Origin of the sequence: Kribbella capetownensis (genome assembly GCF_004331485.1) — a bacterium.
Lineage (GTDB): Bacteria > Actinomycetota > Actinomycetes > Propionibacteriales > Kribbellaceae > Kribbella > Kribbella capetownensis.
Genome location: NZ_SJKD01000014.1, coordinates 135,302 through 158,472, shown reverse-complemented (window position 1 = coordinate 158,472; position 23,171 = coordinate 135,302). Strand labels below are relative to the sequence as shown.

Annotated in this window: 19 protein-coding genes; 11 read left to right on the top strand and 8 right to left on the bottom strand. The window is 68.1% G+C overall.

Translation table 11 applies throughout. From position 1 onward, the window contains the following. Positions 1–47: 47 nt before the first annotated feature. From E0H75_RS40130 to E0H75_RS40110, 5 genes are read right to left on the bottom strand one after another with little or no spacing between them, the layout of a single operon-like run. Positions 48–1,313: an aminotransferase-like domain-containing protein gene (locus E0H75_RS40130; RefSeq protein WP_202873403.1), complete on the bottom strand. Its 1,266-nt coding sequence runs from the start codon at positions 1,311–1,313 to the stop codon at positions 48–50. Further along, positions 1,295–2,371, bottom strand: a complete 1,077-nt coding sequence (locus tag E0H75_RS40125; RefSeq protein ID WP_131518969.1) for an alpha-hydroxy acid oxidase — start codon at positions 2,369–2,371, stop codon at positions 1,295–1,297. The genes E0H75_RS40130 and E0H75_RS40125 overlap by 19 nt, the downstream gene beginning before the upstream one ends. 14 nt (positions 2,372–2,385) lie before the next feature. Beyond that, positions 2,386–3,312, bottom strand: coding sequence for an alpha/beta hydrolase (locus E0H75_RS40120; RefSeq protein ID WP_131518968.1), 927 nt, complete (start codon positions 3,310–3,312; stop codon positions 2,386–2,388). A gap of 5 nt (positions 3,313–3,317) precedes the next feature. Then, positions 3,318–4,529, bottom strand: a complete 1,212-nt coding sequence (locus E0H75_RS40115) for a cytochrome P450 (protein WP_202873402.1) — start codon at positions 4,527–4,529, stop codon at positions 3,318–3,320. A 3-nt stretch (positions 4,530–4,532) separates the two neighbouring features. After that, a complete protein-coding gene (locus E0H75_RS40110; RefSeq protein ID WP_131518967.1) occupies positions 4,533–5,825 on the bottom strand; it encodes an SGNH/GDSL hydrolase family protein in 1,293 nt (430 codons plus the stop codon). A gap of 292 nt (positions 5,826–6,117) precedes the next feature. Here E0H75_RS40110 and E0H75_RS40105 point away from each other — a divergent pair, with 292 nt between their 5' ends. Genes E0H75_RS40105 through E0H75_RS40095 form a run of 3 tightly spaced genes read left to right on the top strand, consistent with a single transcriptional unit; the run spans position 6,118 to position 9,556 of the window. Next, on the top strand, positions 6,118–7,662 hold the full coding sequence (locus E0H75_RS40105; RefSeq protein WP_131518966.1) for a class I adenylate-forming enzyme family protein: 1,545 nt from the start codon (positions 6,118–6,120) through the stop codon (positions 7,660–7,662). Beyond that, the gene (locus tag E0H75_RS40100; protein WP_131518965.1) at positions 7,662–8,882 is read left to right on the top strand and encodes an MFS transporter; all 1,221 of its coding nucleotides are present in this window, start codon (positions 7,662–7,664) and stop codon (positions 8,880–8,882) included. Before E0H75_RS40105 ends, E0H75_RS40100 begins: the two co-directional genes overlap by 1 nt. Continuing rightward, on the top strand, positions 8,879–9,556 hold the full coding sequence (locus tag E0H75_RS40095) for an SGNH/GDSL hydrolase family protein (protein ID WP_131518964.1): 678 nt from the start codon (positions 8,879–8,881) through the stop codon (positions 9,554–9,556). Before E0H75_RS40100 ends, E0H75_RS40095 begins: the two co-directional genes overlap by 4 nt. A 105-nt stretch (positions 9,557–9,661) precedes the next feature. On the opposite strand, the gene coaA is transcribed toward E0H75_RS40095, so the two are convergent. Further along, complete coding sequence (coaA, locus tag E0H75_RS40090) at positions 9,662–10,624, bottom strand: type I pantothenate kinase (protein ID WP_420323316.1); 963 nt, start codon at positions 10,622–10,624, stop codon at positions 9,662–9,664. A gap of 204 nt (positions 10,625–10,828) precedes the next feature. Here coaA and E0H75_RS40085 point away from each other — a divergent pair, with 204 nt between their 5' ends. Genes E0H75_RS40085 through E0H75_RS40070 form a run of 4 tightly spaced genes read left to right on the top strand, consistent with a single transcriptional unit; the run spans position 10,829 to position 15,588 of the window. After that, positions 10,829–12,784 (top strand): alpha-glucuronidase, encoded by a 1,956-nt coding sequence (locus tag E0H75_RS40085; protein WP_131518962.1) that lies wholly within the window; start codon positions 10,829–10,831, stop codon positions 12,782–12,784. 36 nt (positions 12,785–12,820) lie between these two features. Beyond that, positions 12,821–13,825 carry a LacI family DNA-binding transcriptional regulator gene (locus tag E0H75_RS40080; protein WP_238163551.1) on the top strand — a complete coding sequence of 335 codons (1,005 nt, stop codon included), beginning with the start codon at positions 12,821–12,823 and terminating at the stop codon, positions 13,823–13,825. Between the two features lie 10 nt (positions 13,826–13,835). Beyond that, positions 13,836–14,186 (top strand): holo-ACP synthase, encoded by a 351-nt coding sequence (locus tag E0H75_RS40075; protein WP_131360863.1) that lies wholly within the window; start codon positions 13,836–13,838, stop codon positions 14,184–14,186. Between the two features lie 4 nt (positions 14,187–14,190). Beyond that, the gene (locus E0H75_RS40070; protein WP_131518960.1) at positions 14,191–15,588 is read left to right on the top strand and encodes an NAD(P)H-hydrate dehydratase; all 1,398 of its coding nucleotides are present in this window, start codon (positions 14,191–14,193) and stop codon (positions 15,586–15,588) included. Positions 15,589–15,598: 10 nt separating this feature from the next. Here E0H75_RS40070 and E0H75_RS40065 read toward each other — a convergent pair whose 3' ends face one another. Further along, complete coding sequence (locus E0H75_RS40065) at positions 15,599–15,877, bottom strand: DUF6000 family protein (protein WP_131518959.1); 279 nt, start codon at positions 15,875–15,877, stop codon at positions 15,599–15,601. A 206-nt stretch (positions 15,878–16,083) separates the two neighbouring features. Here E0H75_RS40065 and E0H75_RS40060 point away from each other — a divergent pair, with 206 nt between their 5' ends. Next, complete coding sequence (locus E0H75_RS40060; RefSeq protein WP_131518958.1) at positions 16,084–19,053, top strand: PIG-L family deacetylase; 2,970 nt, start codon at positions 16,084–16,086, stop codon at positions 19,051–19,053. On the opposite strand, the gene E0H75_RS40055 is transcribed toward E0H75_RS40060, so the two are convergent. Further along, the gene (locus tag E0H75_RS40055) at positions 19,037–19,804 is read right to left on the bottom strand and encodes an META domain-containing protein (RefSeq protein WP_238163550.1); all 768 of its coding nucleotides are present in this window, start codon (positions 19,802–19,804) and stop codon (positions 19,037–19,039) included. The genes E0H75_RS40060 and E0H75_RS40055 overlap by 17 nt on opposite strands. Before the next feature lie 255 nt (positions 19,805–20,059). On the opposite strand from E0H75_RS40055, the gene E0H75_RS40050 reads away from it, so the two are divergent. The 3 genes from E0H75_RS40050 to alr all read left to right on the top strand — a co-directional run bounded on the left by E0H75_RS40050 (position 20,060) and on the right by alr (position 23,168). Further along, positions 20,060–21,268, top strand: a complete 1,209-nt coding sequence (locus tag E0H75_RS40050) for a GH12 family glycosyl hydrolase domain-containing protein (protein WP_131518957.1) — start codon at positions 20,060–20,062, stop codon at positions 21,266–21,268. A gap of 85 nt (positions 21,269–21,353) precedes the next feature. After that, entirely contained in the window at positions 21,354–21,995 is a 642-nt protein-coding gene (locus tag E0H75_RS40045; protein WP_238163549.1) for an HAD family hydrolase, read from the top strand. A gap of 15 nt (positions 21,996–22,010) precedes the next feature. Beyond that, a complete protein-coding gene (gene alr / locus E0H75_RS40040; protein WP_131518956.1) occupies positions 22,011–23,168 on the top strand; it encodes an alanine racemase in 1,158 nt (385 codons plus the stop codon). The last annotated feature ends 3 nt before the right edge of the window (positions 23,169–23,171 follow it).

Below are 23,171 nucleotides of genomic sequence, written 5' to 3'. Positions count from 1 at the left end.
ACCGGTATCCCCTACAGATCCAGTTTCAGCCCGCGCGAGAGGACCAGTTACGGCAGTTGATCAGTGATCAAGGCGGCCAAGCGGTTCAGCGCCGCCTCGATCTGCGCCGGGGTGACCGCACTGCAGGACAGCCGCAGCGCGTGGATCGGGGTATCGCCGTCGTAGAAATGGCCCATCGGGGTCCAGAGCACGCCATACTCGTGGGCGGACTTCTCCAGCAGTACGTCGTCGACACCGAACGGCACCGTGACGACGACGAAGAACCCACCGGAGGGCACGGTCCAACTGATCTCGCCGGCTGGGAACCGGGCCGCCAGGCCGTCGGTGATCGCGCGCAGGTTGGCGGCGTACAACTCTCGCTCCCGCCGGTTCGCCGCGACCAGGCTGAAGTCGTTCGCGAGCAGCTTGCCGCCGATCACCGCCTGGGCGACCGGAGAGGTGTTCACGGTGAGCATGCTCTTGAGTTTCGACAGCTCGTCGGCCAGCAGTCCAGTGGTCCCGTCCGGCGCCTCGACGGTCTGGTCGGCCACGACGTACCCGACCCGGGCGCCCGGCAGCCCGGTCTTGGCGTACGAGCCGAGATAGACGACGCGGCGTTCGGTGTCGAGCGCCTTCAGTGTGGGCAGCCGGTCGACGCCCTCGGCCGGGAACAGGCCGTACGGGTTGTCCTCGATCAGCAGCAGGTCCTGCTCGGCGGCAACCTGAAGCAGTTCATGCCTGGCGTCCAGATCCAGGCTGAGTCCGGACGGATTGGCGAAGTCCGGCATCACGTAGCACGCCCGTGGTCGCAGACCGTCTGCCCGCGCCGCCTTGACCACGGTGGCGAGATCGTCGTCCTCGGTGACCGGCAGCACGGGGAAGTCGAGGAGTCGGGCAGCGCCGGTGATTCCGACGTACGTCGGGGAGACTGCCAGCAGTACGTCGGACGGGTCGGCGCGGAGTGCGCGGAGAGTGAGGACCATCGCCTCCTGGCAGCCGACCGTGACGACGATCGCCTCGGGGTCGACGTGGATGCCCTCGTCGACGGCGAGATTGCGGGCGACCAGGTCGTGGACGATCCCCTTGGTCCGGCCGTACTGGAAGATGGTCCGCCGCACCGAGGGCTCGTCGTAGCCCTGCGAACGCAGGTGCTCGGCGAACAGGTCCAGGTAGCGGTGCAGATCGTCGACCGCGAAGAACTCCTCGGTCGGACGGCCGGCGGCGAGCGAGATCGCGTCCGGGTAGTGATGCGAGACCTCGTTGAGGAAGTTCATCGAGTTCAGCGCCCGGTCGGTGAGCGAACCGTGCAACTCGGTCAACCTGAGATCTGCCACGGCGTTCTCCCCGTCGTCAACTCTGCCACCGCAGCCAGCTCCGCGCATCCGGCCAGCAGCATCGCATCGCGCAACTCGTGTCTCAACAAGCCCAGCGCCTCGTCCACCGCTTCCACAGCCAATGCCCACAGCAACGGTCTCCCGACGAGTACGGCGGACGCACCCAACGCCAGCGCCTTGAGTACATCGGTGCCGCTGCGGACGCCGCTGTCCAGGAGTACGGGGCAGTCCTTGCCAACCGCATCGACAATCGGGCCGAGGGCATCGATCGAGGCCGGTGCTCCGTCGAACTGGCGGCCACCGTGGTTCGACACCACCAATCCGTCGGCGCCGGCCTCGACAGCGCGGCGCGCGTCTCTTGGATCGAGAATCCCCTTCACCAGTAGGGGAATCGGGCATCGCGCCCGCAGCCACTCCACATCGCACCAACCGAAAGCGGGATCGAAGGCCGAGGCGGTGTGCGCGGCGACAGCCGACAGCCCTGGCACCTCGGAGTGTGCCTCTGTCACCATGTCGACAAGATTCGCCGCAACCACGCTGGGTGGGAGGGTGAACGAGTTCCGTACGTCGCGGAGCCGACGGCCCATCACCGGTACGTCGACCGTGACCATGAGCGCTTGGCAGCCGGCGGTGACGGCGCGTTCGACCAGGGACTCGACCAGCCCGCGATCGCGCAGCCAGTACAGCTGGAACCAGGACGGTGCGATCGCCGCGATCTTCTCCAGTGGGTAGCTGCTCAAGGTGCTGATGACGTAGGGGATCCCGGCGTCAGCGGCGGCCTGCGCGAGGAGGAGCTCGCCGTCAGGGTGGAGCAGGCGCTGGTACGCCATCGGGGCCACAGCGACAGGTAGTGCGAGCTCGGTGCCGAGGAGGGTCGTGGAGGTATCGGGCTCGTCGACGCCGGCGAGAACGCGTGGCGTCAGGGTCAGCGCATCGAGGGCAGCACGGTTGAGCCGGAGCGTGGTTTCGGCGCCGCTACCTCCGGCGACAAAGTCGTGGACCGACCGGGGCAGGGCAGTTGCCGCCAGCCGTTCGTAGTCGGCCAGCGACTCAGCCATCGTGCCGCCAGGCGTCACGCATCGCGGAAGATCCCGCCGAGCCAGGTCGCCGCTTCGGCCATCGCGTTCCTGCCACCGTCGAGGATGCCGGACATCGCGAAGAAGCCGTGCACCATCCCGTCGTACCGGCTGAGCGTGGTCGGTACGCCGGCGGCGTGCAGCTTCTCGGCGTAGTACTCGCCCTCGTCACGCAGCGGGTCGTACTCCGCGGTGATCACCAGCGCGGGCGGGAGATCGGCGTGCGAGTCGGCCAGCAGTGGTGAGGCGAGCGGGTCGAGACCGTCGGCCGAGTCGGTCAGGTAGTGGTCCCAGTACCAGCCCACCGACGTCTTGTTGAACAGGTACGGGTCGTCGCCGTTCCGCATCGAGATCGTGTCCGAGCCGTAGAGCGTGTTCGGGTAGACGAGCAACTGCGCGGCCAGCGCCGGGCCGTTGTCACGGGCAAGCAAGGTGGTCGCGATCGCGAGGTTGCCACCGGCACTGTCCCCACCGACCGCGAGCCGCGCCGGATCGACCTGCAGCTTGTCAGCGTTCGCGGCGATCCACTGGGTGGCGTCGCGGCAGTCGTGCACCGCGCTCGGGAACGGGTGCTCCGGCGCCAGCCGGTAGCCGACCGTGATGACTTGACAGGGAACGGCGTTGGCGAGCTTGCGGCAGATGCCGTCGGCGGTCTCGATGCTGCCGAGCGTCCAGCCGCCGCCGAAGAAGTACACCAGCGTCGGCAGCGGGCCGGCGAGGTCGGGTCGGTAGACGCGCAGCGGCAGCCCGGCATCGGTGCTGAGGTCCTCGACATGGTGGACCGACTCGACCTCACCACCCGCGGCCTGGATAGAGGCCAGGTCGGCGGCGCGCGCCTCGGCCAGGGTCTGGGTGTACAGCTGGGGCACGTTGGCGGCCTCGCGCTCGGCGCGCATTGCCTCGACCTGCGGGTCCAACGGCATCCGGATCACCCCATTCGGATCGGCATGGATTGATGCCCTCGCAGCAGCAGACTGCGGCTGCGCACCGGCTCTCCGGCGAGTTGCAGACCGGGGAACCGCTGGAACAGCTGGGCGAACGCCGCGCGTCCTTCCATCCGGGCGAGTGCGGCGCCGACACAGTAGAACGGTCCGGCGCCGAAAGACAGATGCTGGAGGTCGTCGCGCCCCGGATCGAAGGTGTCCGCGTCGGGGTGCTTGGCCGGATCGCGGTTCGCCGCGCCGGGCAGGATGAGGACCAGGCTGCCCTCGGTGATCGTCTCGCCGGCCAGTTCGATGTCGGTCGACGCCTTCCGGCTGATCAGCTGGACCGAGCTCTGGTGCCTGAGGATCTCCTCGACGCAGTCCGATGCCAGGCCAGGATCGTCACGCAGCGCATCGACGAGCCGTGACTGGTTCAGCAAGAGCTCGAGCCCGTTGGTGAGCAGGTTCATCGTGGTGACGAAGCTGGCGTTCACCAGCACCAGCAGGTTGTCGATCAGCTCCTGCTCGTCGATCCCCGACGTACCGGAGTCCAGTGCGTGCACGAGGGATCCGACCAGGTCGTCGCGCGGGCGGATCCGGCGTTCGGCGATCATCCGGGCGTAGTAGTCGTTCAGTTCGCCGGCCGCCTGGTTCGCAGCCGCCAGCTTCTCCGGCGCCTTGCCGCCGAGGTCGAGGTACTCGTCGATCCGCTGCGTCCGATCCCGGAACCAGCCGAGGTCGGAGCGCGGGATGCCGAGGAACGTGCCGATCACCGTGATCGGCAGCCGGTAGGCGAAGTCGACGAAGTCCACCACCTTCCGGTCCGCGCCGCCCTTGCCCAGTTCGTCGAGCAACTCCTCGGTCAGCGCGTCCACCACCGGTTCGAACCCGGTCAGCCGGCGCGGGGTCAGCACGGCCTGGAACACCTTGCGCATCCGCAGGTGATCCGGCTCGTTGCGGAACATCATCGACCCACCGAGCCGGCGCAGTACCAGCTCCTTCGGATTCGGATCCGCCGACAGCAACCGGTGGAACCTGGTGTCCTTCAGTGCCTCCTGGGCGGCGTCGTACCCGTTCACCACCACGGCGTACGGCGAACTGCCGGGGGCGAGCCGGCAGACCGGGCCGATCCGATGCAGCTCCGCGAACAGCGGCATCGGATCGCGGCGACCGTCCTCGGATCCCAGAGCGGCGAGGATCTCGTTGGCGGTGCGCACCGGTCAGCGCACCAGGTTGAGCGGAACCGAGACGGCCATCGCCTGGCAGCCGGCCTCGTTCGGGTGGATGTGGTCGCCCGAATCGAGCGCCGGGTTCAGCTGGCTCGGGTGGGCCGGGTCGCGGACGACCTTGTCGAAGTCGAGGACGCCGTCAAACTCGTGGCTCGACCGCAGGTAGCTGTTCACGGCCTGCCGGGTGGCCTCCTTGGCCGGGGTCCAGCTGTCCGTGCCGCTGAGTCCCTCGAACGGCGTGATCGTGCTGACCAGGCTGCGCAGTCCGCGCTCCTTCACCTGTGCGTTCACCTGGCGCAGCGCGCCGATGATCTCGGCCGCGGAGTCGTCCGACATCCAGATGTCGTTGACGCCCAGTTCGGTGATCACGGTCCGTACGCCGGTCTGGGCGAACACATCCTCGTTCAGCCGGGCCAGTGCGTTGACGCCGACCTCGTTGAACCCCGGGAACGCACCGTTGTCGGACGGCTCGCTGCCCTCGTGGTTGAGCCGGCTGCCGGCCAGCCCGGCGTTCAGCACGCTCGGGAACGACTTGTGCCCGGCGTTCGCGGCGAGCCGCTCGGCCAGTTGGTCCGGCCAACGGTTGTTGGCGTTCGGCGTGCTGTTGGTGCCGTCGGTGATCGAGTCACCGAGTACGACGATCGAGCCGTCCGAGTCATCGGTCTGCACGTCCACGCCGGACAGGAAGAACCAGCAGCAGCGCCGGGTCAGTGTGTACGCCGCGCCGCCGGGCTGGGTGACGAGGTTGGACGGGCCAACGAAGTTGTCCTGGATCGACGAGCCGTGGAACGTCGTCGGGCCGGTGTTCTCCGGGAAGTACAGGCTGACCACGAGGTCGTCGAGAGTGCCCAGCCGCAGGTTGACCGGGTCACTCAGCAGTTCGCTGCCCGTCACCATCGACGCGCTGCCCGAACCGCCGAACGTCAACGTCCGCAGGGTGTTCGGGTCGATGTCGGACAGCTCAGGTGTCGCTTTGTTGGACTTGGCAACGGTCGCGGCGCCGACGGTGACGGTCTTCTCGCCGTAGATGTTCGAGAGCCGGATCCGGATCTTGCTGCCGCCGACGGTCGGGCGCACCACCAGCCGGACACTCTGGTCGGTCAGCCCGAGGTTGGTCGAGCCGGTGGCGTTGCCGTGGGTGACCGCGGTCGCCCAGGTGCCGACCCACTCGCTGTCGCGATCGCCTCCGTAGCTCGCGCCGGCCAGAGTCGAGCCTGCGAGTGTGAGGGCGGCGGTCACGGCGACTGTGCGCCAACTGCTGGAAATGTGCCTGGAAATGTGCATGGACGGACCTCCCGGCGGAATGGATGCGGACGGAACGTAATACGCCGCGAGGAATCCGGTCAATGCACCGGAATTGCATTTCCGGAAATTCATGGGCAACGGTTAGCCGAGATCTCGCACCCCGGTTTCGCAGGGGTATTCCTTCACCTGGCGGACGAAGTGACCGACCGACTCCGGAGAGCGACGGATCCGCCACTGTAGAGCGGTTTCCAGGCTCTTTGCAGCCGTCCGCGGCTCCGGTAGAGTCGCCGCCACGGCTGGGGGTGGCCGGAGTCGAGGGAAAGCAGACGAAATGCCGCCTGAATTCGCCGTGCCCGAAAACAGCAGCAATTATGTGCTGCAGGTGTTCACGCTGTTCCGTCGATTCGCCGACCGGCTCGCGCTGGTTCGCGGCGACCGGAAGGCGACGTACGGCGAATTGATCGCCGACGTACTGCGGATCGCGGCGGGGCTGCGCGACGCAGGGATCCGGCCGGGCAGCAGGGTGCTGGTGATGGCGGCGAACTGCTTCGACGCCCCCGCCCTTCAACTGGCTGCGCATCTACACGGCTGCCGCGTGCTGTGGAGCGCGCCGATCACGTCCCGGCGCGAGATCGACCGGTTCGCGACGCTCGCCGACGCGGACGCATTCGTGTACGACCCGGATGGCACGGGGCATCTGGGTCGTGAGCTCGCGGCGTCGCTCGCACCGATGCCGGTGTTCCGCGTCGCCGAACTGTTCGGCGACGGAGCATCGTACGAGATCGATGCCCGCGTGCCGGCGCCGGACTCTGTGCTGCAGACGAGTGGTACGACCGGCGATCCCAAGCTGGTGCACCACACGCAGGCGTTCTACGACCAGATCCTCGAGTTGGCATCGGTGTTTGTTGGCAACGGCTTCCCGCTGTTGCGGCACTACTCGGGATCGCCGCTGTGGCTGGCGAGTGGGCAGATCACCAGCTTCTTCAACCTGTTCACCGGCGGCGTGCTGTTCCTCACCGACACCTGGTCACCGGAGGAGTTCTACCGGATCGTGTCGACCGAGCGGATCACGTCGACGTACGTGACACCGCCGATGCTCTACGAGGTGCTCGATCATCCCGGTGGTGCGGACTTCGACTGCAGCAGTCTGTTCATGCTGAACGTCGGCGCCGGGCCGGCCACGCCCGCGCGGCTGCGCCAGGGGATCGCGCGCTTCGGGCCTGTGCTCCGGATCGTGTACGGGTTGAGCGAAGCCGTCGTCGTCACTACACAACCGGGCCTCACCCAGGATCCCCTGCATCCCGAGCGGCTGGCCTCGGCAGGTACGTCGTACGGCGACGTGCAGCTGGAGATCCGGGATGACGACGGCAAGGTGTTGCCGCCGGGACAGACCGGCGAGGTGTGGGTGCGGAGCAACCTCACGTTCGCCGGGTACCTCGGCAAGCCCGAGCTGACCGCGGAGACGCTGGTCGACGGCTGGCTGCGGACGCGCGACCTCGGGTACGTCGACGAGGACGGGTATCTGTTCCTGGTCGATCGCGTGCACGACATGATCGTCACCACCCGCCGCAACTGGGCCATCTTCTGCCGCCCGATCGAGGATGTCCTCGGCAGCCACCCCGCCGTCCGGACCGCTGCCGTCATCGGCGTACCCGATCCTGTCGTCGGCGAAGCCGTGCACGCCTTCGTCGTCGCCCGTACGCCGGTCTCCCCCGAGGAGCTGCAGCGCCACGTCACCGCCGCGCTCAACGAGATGTGGGCGCCCGCCACGATCGACTTCGTCGACGAACTTCCCCTGACCCGCATCGCGAAGGTCGACAAGGTTGCCCTCCGCAAGCTCCATGCGGAACTCCACCCGGAGGGGCTGACGGTGTGATGACGCCGCGTCGTGGGCTGGTGGTGCTGTTCACCGCGGATGTGCTGTCCGCGGTGGGCAGCCGGATCTCGATGGTCGCGATCCCGTGGCTGGTGCTGGTGACCACGGGCAGTGCCGCCCGGATGGGCATCGTCGCGGCGGTCGAGATGATCCCGTACATCGTGGCGAGCATCATGGCCGGTCCTGTGATCGACAACCTCGGAGCCCGGCGTACGTCGGTCCTCGCCAACCTCGCGAGCGCCGTCGCGGTGGCGGCGATCGCGGCCACCACCGGGCTCGGGTTCGCCGCCCTGCTCGTCCTCGTCGCGCTTGCCGGTGGCCTGCGCGGCGCCGCGGACCGCGCCAAGGATCTGCTCGTCCGGCCGATGGCCGAGGCCGCAGAGGTCGAACTGATCCGGATCACGTCACTCCACGAGGCGTTCGCGCGGGGCGCCACCTTGCTCGCTGCTCCGCTCGCCGGTCTGTTGATCTACTGGACCGACGCCGCATCAGTGCTGTGGATCGATGCGGTGACCTTCCTCGTCTGCGGCGTGCTGGTCGCCGGATTCGTCAACCCGCCGGCGGTGCCAGAGTCCGCCGTACGGGAGAAGTACTTCCGCTCGCTCCGTGTGGGTTTCGCATTCGTGCGCGGGGATGCGTTGCTCGCGACGATGCTGATCACCACCTTCACGTTGAACGTGTTCAGCAGCGCGAGTACGGCGGTGTTCATCCCGTTGTGGGTGAAAGAGCAGCTCGGCACGGCTGCCGGTCTCGGTCTGACGTTGGGCGCGTTCTCGGCGGGTGCACTGCTCGGCAGCATCGGATTCGCCGTCCTCGCAACCAAGCTGCCGCGGTACCTCACGTTCGCGCTCGGCGCGGTCATCGGCGGCAGCCCGCGACTGCTGGTGCTGGGGCTGAGCGACGACCTGCTGCTGGTGGTGGCGGTGACGTTCCTGTCAGGGATCGGGATGGCCGCCATCAACCCGGTCTTCGGCGCCGCTCTCTACGAACACGTCCCGAAGGATCTGCAGGCGCGCGTGATCGGAGTGGTCGCGGCCACGTCGTTCGCCGGACTCCCACTCGGCGCACTGCTCGCCGGCGAGCTGGTCAGCTGGTTCGGGTTGATCCCGTCGCTGGTCCTGTCCGGGATCGTGTGCCTGATCGTCAGCGTCTTCCCACTCGTACGCCGAGGGCCGGGCCGCGTCCTCGATGCACCGACGACCGCGGTGGAGGCGACATGAACGAGGAGACCGATCCCTATTGTCTTGCGTCCGGCGAGAGCGCTGAACTGCTCGCCGGTCACCCGTGGCGGCGCTTCGTCGTACTCGGTGACAGCGTCGCAGAAGGGCTGTGCGAACCGGTCGAGGGCTACAGCGAGCTCCAGTGGGCGGATCGGATCGCACACGAGCTGCAGCAGAGTTGTCCCGAGCTGGTGTATCTCAACCTTGGAGCCAGCGGTCTGCGCACTCGCGAGATCCTCAGCACCCAGTTGGAGCGGGCGCTGGTGTTCGGTCCGGATCTTGCACTGGTCGTTGGCGGTGGCAACGATGCGTTCCCGGCGACGTACGACCCGGAGCGAGTCGACCGCGAGCTGACGCTGATGATCACGGCGCTGCAGGACTCGGGCGCTGACGTGATGACGCTCGGCATGTTCGACGTCTCCTACAGCCCCGCGGTCGTCGGGTGGTTGCGGCCGGGACTGAGGCAACGGATGCGGACACTGTCCGACCGGACCGCATCGCTGGCGGACAAGCTTGGCACGATCCACGTCCACCTGACCGACCATCCCTTGTCGACGGATCCGAGCCTCTACAGCTCGGACGGCCGCCACGGCAACGCCCGCAGCGACGCGGTCGCCACCGCCGAAACCCTCCGCGTCCTCGCCCGCCACCTCACCCGCCAACCCCCACGTTGAGCACCCACCAACCACTTTCCACCCCCGGAAATGGTTGAGGCGTGCTCAAAGTCGGCGACAGGCGGGTGGTGCGTGCTCAAAGTGGGGAGAGAGGGCGAGGGGTGGTTAGAGCTTGCGGAGGCGGACCCAGCGGACGGCGTGGTCCGCGCCCTTGCGGAGGACGAGGGTGGCGCGGGAGCGGGTCGGCAGGATGTTCTCGCGCAGGTTGGGGCCGTTGATGCCGTCCCAGAGCGACTCGGCCTTCTTGATCGCTTCCTCGCGGCTCAGCTCGCCGTACCGGACGAAGTACGACTCCGGGTTGCGGAAGGCCGTCTCCCACAGCTTGAGGAAGCGGTGCACGTACCAGCTGCGGATGTCGTCGGCGGCCCCGTCGACGTACACGGAGAAGTCGAAGAAGTCGCTGACCGCCAGGCCGCTCTTGCCGTCGGCGTGCCGCGGGGCGGGTTGCAGGACGTTCAGGCCCTCGAGCAGCAGGATGTCCGGCTGCTCGACGGTGGTCCGGACGCCGGGCATCCGGTCGTAGTGCAGGTGGGAGTAGACCGGCGCCTCGACCGTGTCCATCCCGGACTTGACCTCGACCACGAAGCGCAGCAGTGACTTGCGGTCGTACGACTCCGGGAAGCCCTTGCGCATCATCAGGTTGCGGCGTTCGAGCTCCGCGTTCGGCCAGAGGAAGCCGTCGGTGGTGACGAGCGCGACCCGGGGATGCTCCGGCCAGCGGGCCAGCAGTTCGCGCAGCAAGCGGGCGGTGGTCGACTTGCCGACGGCAACCGAGCCGCCGATGCCGATCACGAACGGGGTCCGGGTCTCGGCCGGCTTGCCGAGGAAGCTCTCGGTGTCCGCGTGCAGTGCCCGGGCGTGCCGGACGTACAGCGACAAGATCCTGGACAGCGGGAGATAGACCTCGCGCACCTCGTCCATGTCGATCTCGTCGCCGAGACCGCGCAGCCGCTCGATCTCCTCGGCGGTGAGCGGGGACACGGTGGTCTCGGCCAGTTGCGCCCAGGCGGCCCGGTCCAGCTCGGTATAGGGAGTCACCTCCCGCGACGGCTGCAGCATGAGCCCCATTCTTCCCACCCGCGGACGGTGCACCCACACCGGGCGGGAGTGGGCTTCGTCTCAACCAGGCCGCAGCCGGAGTGCCGGGAAACCGTTTACTCGGCTCTTGACGGTCCGTGGCGCGGTCCGTACGGTGTGTTCGCAGTCCAGCACCGGAAGTGACATCGAAACTTTCGGGATGAGTGAGGGGTCGCTCGGGAGCGTGGTCGAGGCATGACGGTTGACCCCTGCTGGCTCGGCACCCAGCGGCTGCCCGAGGTCACCATCCATGCGTCCGGCGCGCTGGCGCAGACGATCCGGGCCGAACTCCGGCAGACCCGGCGGATCCGCAACGACGTGGAAGTTGCCCTGTGCACCCTTGGCCGGGTGCGCGAGACGCCTTTGTGGCAAGAGGTCGAGGCTGCGCTCCCCGACGAGGGATTAGGGGCCGAGGGCTTCGTAGTGGCGCGACGCGGCAACAATCTCGTCGTCGCCGCCGAAGCCGGCCGCGGCCTGCTGTACGGCTACTTCTATGTGCTGCGGTACTTCGAGTGGATGACCAGCGAGTTCGTCGTGGTCGAGCGGCCGGCCATCGCGATCCGGATGCTGGACCACTGGGACAACCTGGTGCCGCATCCGCGGATGGGCGCGGTCGAGCGCGGGTACTCGGGTGGATCGATATTCTTCCGCGACGGGCGGGTGGTGGCGGACCTCACCCGGGTCCGCGGGTACGCCCGGTTGCTGGCCTCGATCGGCATCAACGCGGTGGCGATCAACAACGTCAACGTGCACGCGGCCGAGACCCGGCTGATCACCGAGCACTTGCCGGACGTGTCCCGGCTGGCTGCGGTGTTCCGCGAGTACGGGATCGCGCTGTACCTCTCGGTGAACTTCGCAGCGCCGATGGAGCTCAGCGATCTCGACACTGCCGACCCACTCGACCCGCGCGTGATCCGGTGGTGGTCGGCCGCGGTCAGCCGGGTGCACGACGTCGTACCGGATCTGGGCGGTTTCGTGGTCAAGGCGGATTCGGAGAACCGGCCGGGACCGCATGTCTACGACCGGACCCACGCCGATGGTGCGAACCTGCTCGCCCGGGCGCTGGCGCCGTACGGCGGGACCGTGTTCTGGCGGTGTTTCGTGTACGACTCTCACCAGGACTGGCGTGATCGCAGTACCGACCGGGCGCGGGCGGCGTACGACCATTTCATTCCGCTGGACGGACGGTTCGAGGACAACGTCGTACTGCAGGTGAAGCACGGACCGCTGGACTTCCAGGCGCGCGAGCCGGTGTCGCCGTTGCTGGGGGAGTTGCAGGAGACGCGGTTCGCGCTCGAGTTGCAGGTGACGCAGGAGTACACCGGGCAGCAGAAGGATCTGTGCTATCTGGGTCCGTGGTGGCGGGAGATCCTGCAGTTCGACACGACCGGCGCCGGTGGGGCGACTGTTGCCGACCGCACCAAGGCGATCGTTGCCGTGTCCAACGTTGGTGACGATGCGAACTGGACCGGGCACAAACTTGCCCAGAGCAACCTGTATGCATACGGGCGGCTGGCGTGGGATCCGTCCGCGGATCCGGTCAGTCTGTTGCACGAGTGGGCGGCGGCGACCTTCGCGATGGACGACCGGACTCGGTCGGAGCTCGTGGCGATCATGGCTGATTCGTGGCGGACGTACGAGCGGTACACGGCGCCGCTCGGTGTCGGTTTCATGGTGTCGCCGGGGTCGCACTATGGGCCGAGCGTGAACGGGTACGAGTACTCGGCGTGGGGGACGTACCACTTCGCGGATCGCAATGGCGTCGGCGTCGATCGGACGGTCGCCACCGGGTCAGGGTTCACGGGGCAGTATCCGGAGCCGCTGGCCGGCCGGTACGAGAGCGTCTACACCTGCCCGGAGGAGTTGCTGCTGTTCTTCCATCACGTCCCGTACGACCACGTGCTGCAGAACGGGCGGACGGTGCTGCAGCAGATCTACGACACCCACTTCCAGGGGTACGACGAGGTCGAGACGATGCTGACGCGGTGGAAGGCGATCGCCGACCGGTTCGAGCCCGTCACGCGGGAGAACATCAGCACTCGCTTCGAGGGACAGCTCGCCAACGCGCGCGAGTGGCGCGACCAGGTCAACACGTACTTCTACCGCCTCAGCGGGATCCCCGACTCCGAGCGCCGCACGATCTACCACTAGGTCGAAAGTTTCGGGTCGGGTTGTATCGTGCTCGTTGTGGGCGACCGGGTGACGATTGCGCAGATTGCTGAGCAGGCCGGGGTCTCCGTGCCCACCGTGTCCAAGGTGCTCAACGGTCGTGCCGATGTGTCCGCGGAGACCCGCGCGAAGGTCGAGAGCCTGATCCAGGAGCACGGGTATCGGCGGCGTACCAGTGGTACGGCGAGTAGTCCGATGATCGATCTCGTCTTCCACCAGATCGGTGGCGACTGGGCGGTCGAGCTGATCCACGGTGTCGAGGGAGTGGTCCGCGCCGAGGGTGTCGAGCTGGTGCTGTCCGAGTGCGGCGCCTCCCGGCGGCCGCGGCAGGAGTGGATCGAGTCGGTACTGAGCCGGCGGCCGCTCGGCGTGATCATGGTGTTCTCCGATCTCGACCCCGACCAGCGGGCGCAGTTGGAGGCGCGGCGGATCCCGTTCGTGGTGGTCGATCCGGTCGGCGACGAGGGGGACGACGTACCGTCCATCGGTTCGGCCAACTGGAACGGCGGGCGGATGGCGACGATGCATCTGCTCAAGCTCGGGCACCGGCGGATCGGGATGATCGGTGGGCCGGTGGAGACGCTCTGCTCACGCCAGCGGGTCGACGGCTACACGGACGCGCTGCGGTCGGCCGGGGTGCCGGTCGATCCGGCCTTGATCGGGTCGGGGGACTTCGGGGTCGAGAGTGGGCATCGGGAAGCCACTGCGCTGCTGGGTCTGAAGGACCGGCCGACCGCGATCTTCGCCGGCAGCGACATGCAGGCCCTCGGCGTCTACCAGGCCGCCCGCGAACTCGGTCTCGACATCCCCCGCGACCTCTCAGTCGTCGGCTACGACGACCTCCCGGTCGCCCAGTGGGTAGGCCCCACCCTCACCACCGTCCACCAACCCCTCCGCCAAATGGCCGAACTAGCCACCCGCCTGGTCCTGGACCTCGCCCGAGGCATCACCCCCGCAGCCCTCCGAATGGACCTGGCCGTAGAAATGCGAGTCCGCCAATCCACGGCTTCACCCTCCAGCTAGGGTGAGGAACATGATCGTCGGCGTGGGTATTGATGTGGTCGACGTGGAGCGGTTCATGAAGACGCTGGATCGCACGCCCGGTCTGCGGGACCGCGTGTTCACGGCGACCGAGGCAGTGAAACCGCCCGCATCACTGGCAGCGCGGTTCGCAGCCAAGGAAGCCCTGGCGAAAGCTCTCGGCGCACCAGCAGGAATGCACTGGCACGACGCCGAAGTACAGACCGACGAGACCGGCCGCCCCTGGCTCGAGATCAGCGGAACCGTCGCCGCCCAGGCCAGCCGTCTCGGCGTACAGAGCCTGCACCTCTCCCTGAGCCACGACGCCGGCATCGCCTCAGCGGTAGTCGTCCTGGAAGGCTGAACGCATGCGCCGCGCACACACCGTCGAGCAGGTCCGCGCCGCCGAGGCCGACCTGATGGCCCGCCTCCCCGAAGGCACCCTGATGCAACGCGCCGCCACTGGCCTCGCCGTTGCCATCAGCAACTTCCTCGGTCGCACGTACGGCGCCCGCGTCGTCCTCCTGATCGGCTCCGGTGACAACGGCGGCGACGCCCTGTACGCCGGTGTCCACCTGGCGCGTCGCGGTGCACGGGTGACCGCCGTACTGCTCTCCTCCAAGGCCCACCAAGCCGGCCTCGACGCACTGCTCACAGCCGGCGGACGCGTCGGCTCGACCGATGACATTCCCGACGCCGACGTGGTGGTCGACGGCATCGTCGGCATCGGCGGCCGCCCGGGTCTCCGCCCCGACGCCCTCGCCGCGGTCGAGCTGGTACACGAGTACGGCGTACCGATCGTTGCCGTCGACACGCCCTCGGGCGTCGACGTCGACACCGGCGAGACTCCCGCGCCGCACGTCCGCGCCGCCCTCACCGTCACCTTCGGCACGCACAAGATCTGCCACTTCATCGACCCCGCCGCCAGCGCCTGCGGCCCGGTCCACCTGGTCGACATCGGCCTCGACCTCCCACCCGCCGCCGTCTCCGTCCTCCAACCCGCCGATATCCGCGCGCTCTACCCCGTCCCGGCCGGCGAGTCCGACAAGTACTCCCGCGGCGTACTCGGCCTCATCGCCGGCTCCACGCAGTACCCCGGTGCCGCAGTCATAGCCACCGCCGGAGCGTTAGCCGGTCCGCTCGGCATGGTCCGGTACGTCGGCCCGGACGCGGTCGCGGTCGAGGTCCGGTCGGCGCATCCGGAGGTGGTGGCCGGGGAGGGCCGGGTCCAAGCGTGGGCGATCGGATCCGGCCTCGGCGACGAGCTGGACGTCGCTCGTGTCCGCGAGCTGCTCGACGCCGAGGAGCCGGTGATCCTCGACGCGGACGGTCTGAAGGCACTCGACGACTCCGGCGACCACACCGGCGTACTCGCGACTCCGCACGCCGGTGAACTGGCCCGGATGCTCGGCGTCGAACGCTCGAAGGTGGAGGCCCGACGCCTCGAGCACGCCCGCCTGGCGGCCGAGCGCTTCGACGTGACGATCCTGCTCAAAGGCGCGACCACCGTCATCGCCGCCCCCGACGGCCAGGTCCGCGTCAACACCAACGCCACCCCCTGGCTCGCCACGGCCGGCGCCGGCGACGTCCTGGCCGGCCTCTGCGGCGCCCTCCTGGCCGGCGGCCTCACCCCCCTCGACGCAGCCTCCGTAGGCGCCCACCTCCACGCCGCCGCAGCCACCCTCGCCTCCGCCTCCGGCCCCATCACAGCCCTGTCAGTAGCCGTTGCCCTCCCCCAAGCCACCCGCCAAATCCTCGCCGGCTGATCCCGGCTGTTCATCTGCGTTGGTTCTTCGCCGTGCGGCGGATGGCTGGGTTGCCGCCGGCGGCGAAGGTGACCTCGGCGCGGACGGTGCTCTGGAGGTCCGGCAACGAGATGTCTGCCGAACCTGGCCAGCGTTTCCAGGGGCCGTCGTCGGTGAGGAAACGCTGGGCATGGTCGGTGCCCAGTTGCTGATCGAGGTACATGAGCGTCGCGAGAGCCTCGGGCGGCGGCGAGCACGCGACGGAAGCACTGCAGATACCCCCGTGCAGCACCTCTTTCGCCTCACCCATGGGCACACGATGTACGGGACGACAGGTAGTGCACCTGCGAGACGCCGTACGCGGAGACGCGCTTCCGCACAGGTGCACTACGGAGCGCCGGATACCTCCTGTCGTTACGCACGCCGCCGGTGCTCACCCGGGAGGCGGGGTGGGATCGCTCGGTTGTGGGTAGGTAAGGGGTTGCTGGTGAACTCCGCCGCCTTTGGAGTGTGCTCGTGAAGCGAATTGTTGTGGTTGCTGCTCTTGCTCTCATTGCCGCGTTGCCGGTGCCGGCCCAGGCGCAAGGCCCGGACTCGGCGGGTAAGCCGTACGTGGCTGATCGGAACACGAAGATCGACGTGATGGGGGAGTGGGCCCATCCGGACGACGACACGAGCATCATCGGGCCGTGTGGTGTCTGGCATCAGCAGTACGGCGTGAAGTGTGGCGTGATCATGGTGACGCGCGGTGAAGGCGGCGGGAACGCGGCCGGCACCGAGCTCGGCCCGGAGCTGGGGCTGCGGCGCGAGAACGAGGACCGGGTCGCGCACTACCGCTCGGGCACCGTGGACATCTTCAACCTGGACCGGATCGACTTCTTCTACAACCAGAGTGCGCCGTTGACGCAGTACTTCTGGGACGAGGAGGAGACGCTGCGTCGGGTGACGCGGGTGATCCGGGAGACGCAGCCCGAGGTGTACATCGGGTTCACGCCGACGCTCGCCGCGGGACACGGCAACCACCAGCAGGCGGGCCGACTGATCTGGGAAGGCGTGCTCGCAGCCGCCGACCCGACCAAGTTCCCCGAGCAACTGAAGGGCCCGAACGCGCTCAGCACGTGGCAGGTGAAGAAGGTCTTCTCCGGCGGCGCCACAGCAGGCACCGGCGGTACGACGGCCGCCGCGAACTGCACCACCGGGTTCACGCCGACCGGCCTCGACACCGTTGCGGGCGTGTGGACCGGGTACGACTCGCCGTACAAGTGGCCGGCCGGGAACGTCCAAGGCCAGCCGGCCGGGACCCCGAAGATCTGGCAGCAGGTCTCCGACGAGGGTCGCGCGGCATACCCGACGCAGAGCCGGGTGATGTTCAAGGGAACGTCAACCCCGGCCTGCCCACGGTTCGGGATGACGCAGTCCTTCGTGCCGTTCCAGCCGAACGCCAACCCGCAGGCGGGCCGCGACGACGCGATCCTGTTCGGCGCGACCGAACCTGATCCGGGCGGACTCCCGCTGGGCACCCTGGAGTACCTGACGTTCGACCGCTTCTACAACGTCGCCGGCGAACCGTTCCACGCGACCGTGCACCTCAAGGCACCCAAGGGAAAGCTTGCCAAAGGCAACGTCACGCTCAGCGTCCCGGCCGGCTGGACGACCGACGGACCCAAGCCCGTGCCGGCGAGGCCGAGCGCGGACATCACCTTCACAGTGACCCCGTCCGCCACCGCGACGGTCGACCAGAACGCGAAGGTCGCCGCCACCTACACCACCAAGAAGGCCACCGGCTACACCGACAACGTCGTACGGATCGTGTCCGCAGCCGAGGGCCGGTTCCAGCGCTGGGGCAACTGGCAGGAGTACGACGAATGGCTCGCGACGACCGCACCGCAGGCCAACCGCCTCGGTCGGTCCCCGGCGATCCAGTCGATGGGCATCGGCCAGACACTCGACGTACCGGTCGTCGTGCACAACTGGTCCGCCGAGCCGCAGAGTGGCGCCGTGTCGCTCGAGCTGCCAGCCAACTTCACCGTCGACGCGGCCTCGAAACCGTACGACGTGCAACCAGGTGCGGACACCACAGTCACGTTCAAGGTCACCAACACCGACACCGCCCTGCCCGCGCAGCAGAACGTGTCGATCCCGATCAAGACGACGTACGCCGGTGGTGCCGGTGGCGAGACGTTGACACTGACGCTGGTCCCGACCACCGTGATTCCGCAGGCAACCCCAGTCGTCGACGGCACGGCGGATCCCGGCGAGTACCCGGGCCCGACGCTCGACCTCGGCCGGATCTGGCAGGGCGCGTCCACCTGCACCGGTGTCGACGACTGTGGCGTTTCCCCAACGGGTGAAGGCAGTACGGCCAAGGTGAGCTGGTCGGACGACGCGCTGTACTTCTTCGTCCATGTCCGTGACGACTACCAGTCGTACGCCGTCACGCCGGCCGAGTGTGTCGGCCACTGGCAGGCGGACTCGGTGGAGATCCTGCTCGACCCGCGCGGTAACGCGTCGGAGGCGCTGATGGACACCGCGAACACGTTCAAGCTCGGCATCTTCCCGTTCGGTCAGAGCGGAGGGCCGTGCTGGGAGCGCGACGCCGACAACCACCAGGGCTACTCCAGTGGCCCGCTCGACACCGGCAACGCACCCGGCGTACAGGTCGCGTCGACCGCACAGTGGGTCGGCAGCAACGAGACGACCGTGCCACACGCGTACGCCGGTGGCGGCTACGACCTCGAGGTCAAGATCCCGCTGGCCGACCTGCCCGCGGCCGTCGACCCGTCGCGCATGGGTCTGAACATCACGCCGTACGACAACGACGACACGTCAGCAGCTGGTACGACGACGCTCAGGCACATCGACATGAGCACACGACTGGGATGGTCCGCACTCGGGTCGGTCCAGTCCGACCCGTACCGCTGGGGTCTCGCGACACTGCCGGGTTACGCGCCACCGGCAGATCGTCCGACCACACCGGCGCCGCCCAACGTGTCCAACCCCAACCTCAACGGCGCCCTGTCACCGCAGACCATTGCCCAGTCCGCACGGAACGGCGTACCGATCTCCGGCCGCGTCCCCACGACCGACCTGAAGATCCTGTCCGCCGCACTCCGCGCGAGCAGCGTGGACGTGGTGACGAACTCCCGAGGCAGCGGTACGGCGCGTGCGTTCCTGACCACCGGTGAGCTCGGGGCGATCCCGTTGTGGACGACGAGTTGCACGCTCGCGGCGGACCCGCCGCCCGACTACGGTCTGACACCGTGTGCGGTCACCGACGGTGGCATCCCGCCGTGGTCACCGGACATGAGTGGTCACCTGGTGAAACAGGCGACGCAGAGTGTCACCCACGGTGTCCAGCACTGGTCGATCCCGCTGACTGCAGCGCAGCGGGCGACCTTGGCCAAGGACGGTCGCCTGCTCGTCTCCTACGAGACGCCGCAGAACGAGGTCCAGGCCTTCGACCTCGAACTCAGCGGACGGCGGTGAAATCCAGGCCGCCGGCGGCGTTGCGAAGCTCGAGTTTGCTGGAGTCGATCTCGTAGGAGACCTCGCCCTTGAGGCCGTTCAAGAGGCTGGACTCGAGCTTCGCCGCGTCACCGGCACACGCGCGACGAGTGGTCGCGAGCTCCCCGAAGGTCAGCTTGCCGGGAGCCTGCGCCACCACGCCCTGGAAGTCGTTGCAGCCGGTCGATCCGGTGACGCGTTCGCCGTTCAGCGTCATCCACGCCTTCTCCGAGCCGACCTGGTGGGAGGCGACCTCGCCGGTGATCACGGTGTTCAGAGCCCACTTGGTGCCGTCGAGGGCCAGGTCCGGTTCGGCGACCTCGCGGTCCTGCAGAGCGATCGTCGTACCGCCGGATGTCACGTTGAGGGTGTTGCCGTCGAGCTTCCAGGACGGCTTGCTGGACAGGATGCCGGACAGCCAGCCGTCCTGGTCCTGCCGGCCGGGGCAGCCCATGTCCGTCATCACCAGGTCGTCCTTGAGTGTCAGCTTGCCGTCACCGGTCGACACCTTCGACTGCATGGAGTTGCAGCCCGCGTCGGCAATCAAACGTCCGTCATCGGTGAATTGCAACCGGACCCGGGTGTTCTGAGCGAGCTGTTTCGGGGCGCCGTTCTCGGTCACAGTGGTCGACAGCCACGACTTGCCGGTGAGCGTTCCACCGGCGCTCGACTCGTTCCCGCAGGCGGTCAGGGCGAGCAGCAGACCGGCGCCGGCCACCGCGATCATCCGCATCTTCACAACCCTATGGACGCCGGTCCCGCGGCCGGCGTTGCACCCTAACGCTGGGTTAAATCGTGATGTGGGGTTGGCGTTTCACATCACGGTTGGATAACGTCAGGCGCGCCGTAAGCGCGAGAGCGAAATTGTGCACGACAAGGCCGGGTCAGCCTGGCCCTTCTGGGGATTCAATCGAACAGTTGAGGACCTCGCTGGAGCTCTGGGGCAGGCAGTGACGGTCCGTCGAACACAACCAAAGGATCTTTTCGCATGCCCCCCATCCGAACTGCCCGGAGCCGCGTGGTCGTCCCAGCGGTGTTCCTTGCCATCGGTGCACTGATCGCCGCACCGATCGCCGTTCAGGCGGCCAAGGATTCACCAGTCGCTGCGACCACAGCCAGCGCCGCGGACAGCGCGGTCACTGATCTCCCCAGCGTCGGACGCGTCGAGACCTGCGTCCTGGACGACCGTTCCAGTTGCACGGTGCTGCACGGCTTCGGCAAGAAGCCGACGGCCATCACCGCGACGGCGTCCGGACCGGCGATGCTGTCGATCGATCCGAGCAAAACCGACGACAAGTCCTACCGGTTGCGCGCACTGCGTTACGACGGCCAGCGGTACCGGGCCGGTACCAAGCTGACCTACACCGCCCACTACGACTTCGTCGAGGCTCCGGCCCAGCCGACCACCCCGACGCCGACCACCACCTCGACCCCGACCAAGCCGCCGACGAGTACGCCGACGACCACCACCACCCCGACGAAGCCGCCGACGTCGACCCCCACGACGACGGCTCCGACGACCACGCCCAGCACGACGACACCGACCTCGTCGCCGGCGGGCACCTGCACCAAGCCGTCGTTCCTCACCACCTCGACGAACAACCAGGGTGACGGACGGAACTTCGGCGCGTACTACGTCCACAACAACATGTGGAACAACGACAACGGCACCTACACGCTGGGCGCCTGCAACTACAACAGCTGGTACGTCGAGGTCACCCAGCCGCTGCCCGGCGACAAGGGTGTGCAGGCCTACCCGAACGTGCACAAGGACTACGACGACGTCGCGTTGTCGAAGATCCAGTCGGCCAAGTTCGCGGCGGCGACCCCGGCCAGTTGCGACGGCTGCATCTACAACGTCGCGTTCGACGCGTGGATCGGCGACGGCCTGAACAACGAGCTGATGATCTGGACCGAGAACAAGGGCCAGGTCCCGGCCGGCCGTAAGGTGGGCACCGTGAACTTCGGTGGCTTCACCTACGACGTGTGGCATGAGAACGGCTACACCGCCTACGTGTCGCAGGTGACGCAGAAGTCCGGCACGATGCCGCTGGCGAGCTTCTTCAGCGACATGGTCAACCGGGGCTGGGCGCCGAAGGCGACGACCTGGCAGGTCGACTACGGCATCGAGGTCGTGTCCACCGGCAACGCCAAGAAGCGGTTCGACTTCACCGACTTCTCCATCCAGGAGAACTGAGCAGGAACACGATCCGCCCTCGCGCGAAGCACGTGGCCGCCGCGACCCCCCAGGTCGCGGCGGCCGCATTGCGTAGGGTGCTGGGGTGATCGGTCTGGTGATCTTCGACAACGACGGCGTACTGGTGGACTCCGAGCGGCTGGCCAATTCGATCCTGGCCGAGCTGCTCACCGAGGCTGGATTGCCCTACACGTTCGAGGAGGCGGTGCGTGACTTCATGGGCGGCAGTATGGCGTCCATGCGGCAGAAGGCCGAGGCGCAGCTCGGACGGCCGCTGCCGGCGGACCTGGAGGACCGGTACCACCAGCGGCTGTTCGACGGGTTCGCGCAGTTGCAGGCGATCGCGGGTGTCGAGGCTGTCCTCGACCACCTCGACGCACAAGGGATCAGGTACTGCCTCGCCTCGTCGGGCACGCATCGCCGGATCCGTACGGCGCTCACCGCGGTCGGGTTCCTGGACCGTTTCGAGGGCCGGATCTTCAGCGCCGAGGACGTTGCCCATGGCAAGCCGGCGCCCGATCTGTTCCTGCATGCGGCCCAGGAGCAAGGCGTGAAACCGGCCGACTGCCTGGTCGTCGAGGACAGCCCGCTCGGTGTCGCCGCGGCCAACGCCGCCGGCATGAAGGTCTTCGGGTACGCCGGGATGACAGACCCCGCGAAGCTGGCCGCCGCGGACGCGGTTTTCCACGAGATGGCCGCCCTTGCCGACCTGATCGACGGCGCCTGAGACACTGGAAGGGCTATGTCTACCCTCCAGTCACTTAGCGACGACCGCCCGGTCCGCGCCGAGGCGGTCGTTGATCTGGCCGCGATCCGCCACAACGTGGCCACGCTGCGTGCTCGTGCCGACCGCGCGCAGCTGATGACAGTGGTCAAGGCCGACGGCTATGGACACGGGATGATCCCGGTCGCGCGGGCCGCCCGCGAGGCTGGTGCCGACTGGATCGGCGCCGCCGTACTCGAGGAAGCGCTCGCCCTGCGCGAGGCCGGCGACACCGGTCCGATCTTCTGCTGGCTGACCACGCCGGGCGAGCCGCTGTCCGACGCGATCGCCGCCGGCATCGATCTGTCCGCCGGCGCGCCTTGGGAGATCGACGAGCTGGCCGCCGGGGTGACCGACCGGCCGGCCCGGGTGCATCTGAAGATCGACACCGGCATGAGCCGCGGTGGCGCCGTACCCGAGGAGTGGCCTGCGCTGATCCGCGCCGCGGTCCGCGAGCAGCAGTCGGGCCGGATCGAGGTGCGGGGCATCTGGTCGCATCTGTCGTCCTCGGACGAGCCGAAGAGCCCGGCGAACGAGGCCCAGCTGGCCACGTTCCAGGAGGCGATCGAGGTCGCCGAGTCGTTCGGCATCGACGCCGAGTTCAAGCATCTGGCGAACTCGGGTGCCACGCTCGCGCTCCCCGAGACCCACTTCGACTTGGTCCGCCCGGGCGTCGCGACGTACGGGTTGTCTCCGTTCGGGCATGCGCTGCCGTCGGCGGAATTGGGGCTGCGCCCGGCGATGACGCTGAAGGCGCGGCTCGCGATGGTGAAGCGGGTTCCGGCCGGTGCGGGAGTGTCGTACGGCCTGACCTGGACGGCGCCGCGGCCGTCGACGCTCGGACTGATTCCGCTCGGGTACGGCGACGGCCTGCCCCGGCACGCTTCGAACGCAGCACCGGTCCTGTTCGGCGGACACCGTCGTACGGTCGTCGGCCGGATCTGCATGGATCAGTGCATGGTCAACCTCGAGGACGACGAGGCGGCCGCGGGCGACGAGGTCGTGCTGTTCGGGCCTGGGACCAACGGCGAGCCGACGGCGGACGACTGGGCCGACGCCGCGGGGACCATCAACTACGAGATCGTGACCCGGCTGGGCGCCCGGATCCCCCGCCGGTACATGGACAGCGAAAGGTAGACC

Bases quoted from the DNA above. Each gene is read 5' to 3' on its own strand.
- E0H75_RS40050 (WP_131518957.1), top strand. From the start codon at position 20,060: ATGCCCCCCATCCGAACTGCCCGGAGCCGCGTGGTCGTCCCAGCGGTG.
- E0H75_RS40065 (WP_131518959.1), bottom strand. From the start codon at position 15,877: ATGGGTGAGGCGAAAGAGGTGCTGCACGGGGGTATCTGCAGTGCTTCC.
- E0H75_RS40125 (WP_131518969.1), bottom strand. From the start codon at position 2,371: ATGGCTGAGTCGCTGGCCGACTACGAACGGCTGGCGGCAACTGCCCTG.
- E0H75_RS40120 (WP_131518968.1), bottom strand. From the start codon at position 3,312: ATGCCGTTGGACCCGCAGGTCGAGGCAATGCGCGCCGAGCGCGAGGCC.
- alr (WP_131518956.1), top strand. From the start codon at position 22,011: ATGTCTACCCTCCAGTCACTTAGCGACGACCGCCCGGTCCGCGCCGAG.
- E0H75_RS40075 (WP_131360863.1), top strand. From the start codon at position 13,836: ATGATCGTCGGCGTGGGTATTGATGTGGTCGACGTGGAGCGGTTCATG.
- E0H75_RS40100 (WP_131518965.1), top strand. From the start codon at position 7,662: ATGACGCCGCGTCGTGGGCTGGTGGTGCTGTTCACCGCGGATGTGCTG.
- E0H75_RS40110 (WP_131518967.1), bottom strand. From the start codon at position 5,825: ATGCACATTTCCAGGCACATTTCCAGCAGTTGGCGCACAGTCGCCGTG.
- E0H75_RS40105 (WP_131518966.1), top strand. From the start codon at position 6,118: ATGCCGCCTGAATTCGCCGTGCCCGAAAACAGCAGCAATTATGTGCTG.
- E0H75_RS40085 (WP_131518962.1), top strand. From the start codon at position 10,829: ATGACGGTTGACCCCTGCTGGCTCGGCACCCAGCGGCTGCCCGAGGTC.
- E0H75_RS40055 (WP_238163550.1), bottom strand. From the start codon at position 19,804: ATGCGGATGATCGCGGTGGCCGGCGCCGGTCTGCTGCTCGCCCTGACC.
- E0H75_RS40095 (WP_131518964.1), top strand. From the start codon at position 8,879: ATGAACGAGGAGACCGATCCCTATTGTCTTGCGTCCGGCGAGAGCGCT.
- coaA (WP_420323316.1), bottom strand. From the start codon at position 10,624: ATGGGGCTCATGCTGCAGCCGTCGCGGGAGGTGACTCCCTATACCGAG.
- E0H75_RS40070 (WP_131518960.1), top strand. From the start codon at position 14,191: ATGCGCCGCGCACACACCGTCGAGCAGGTCCGCGCCGCCGAGGCCGAC.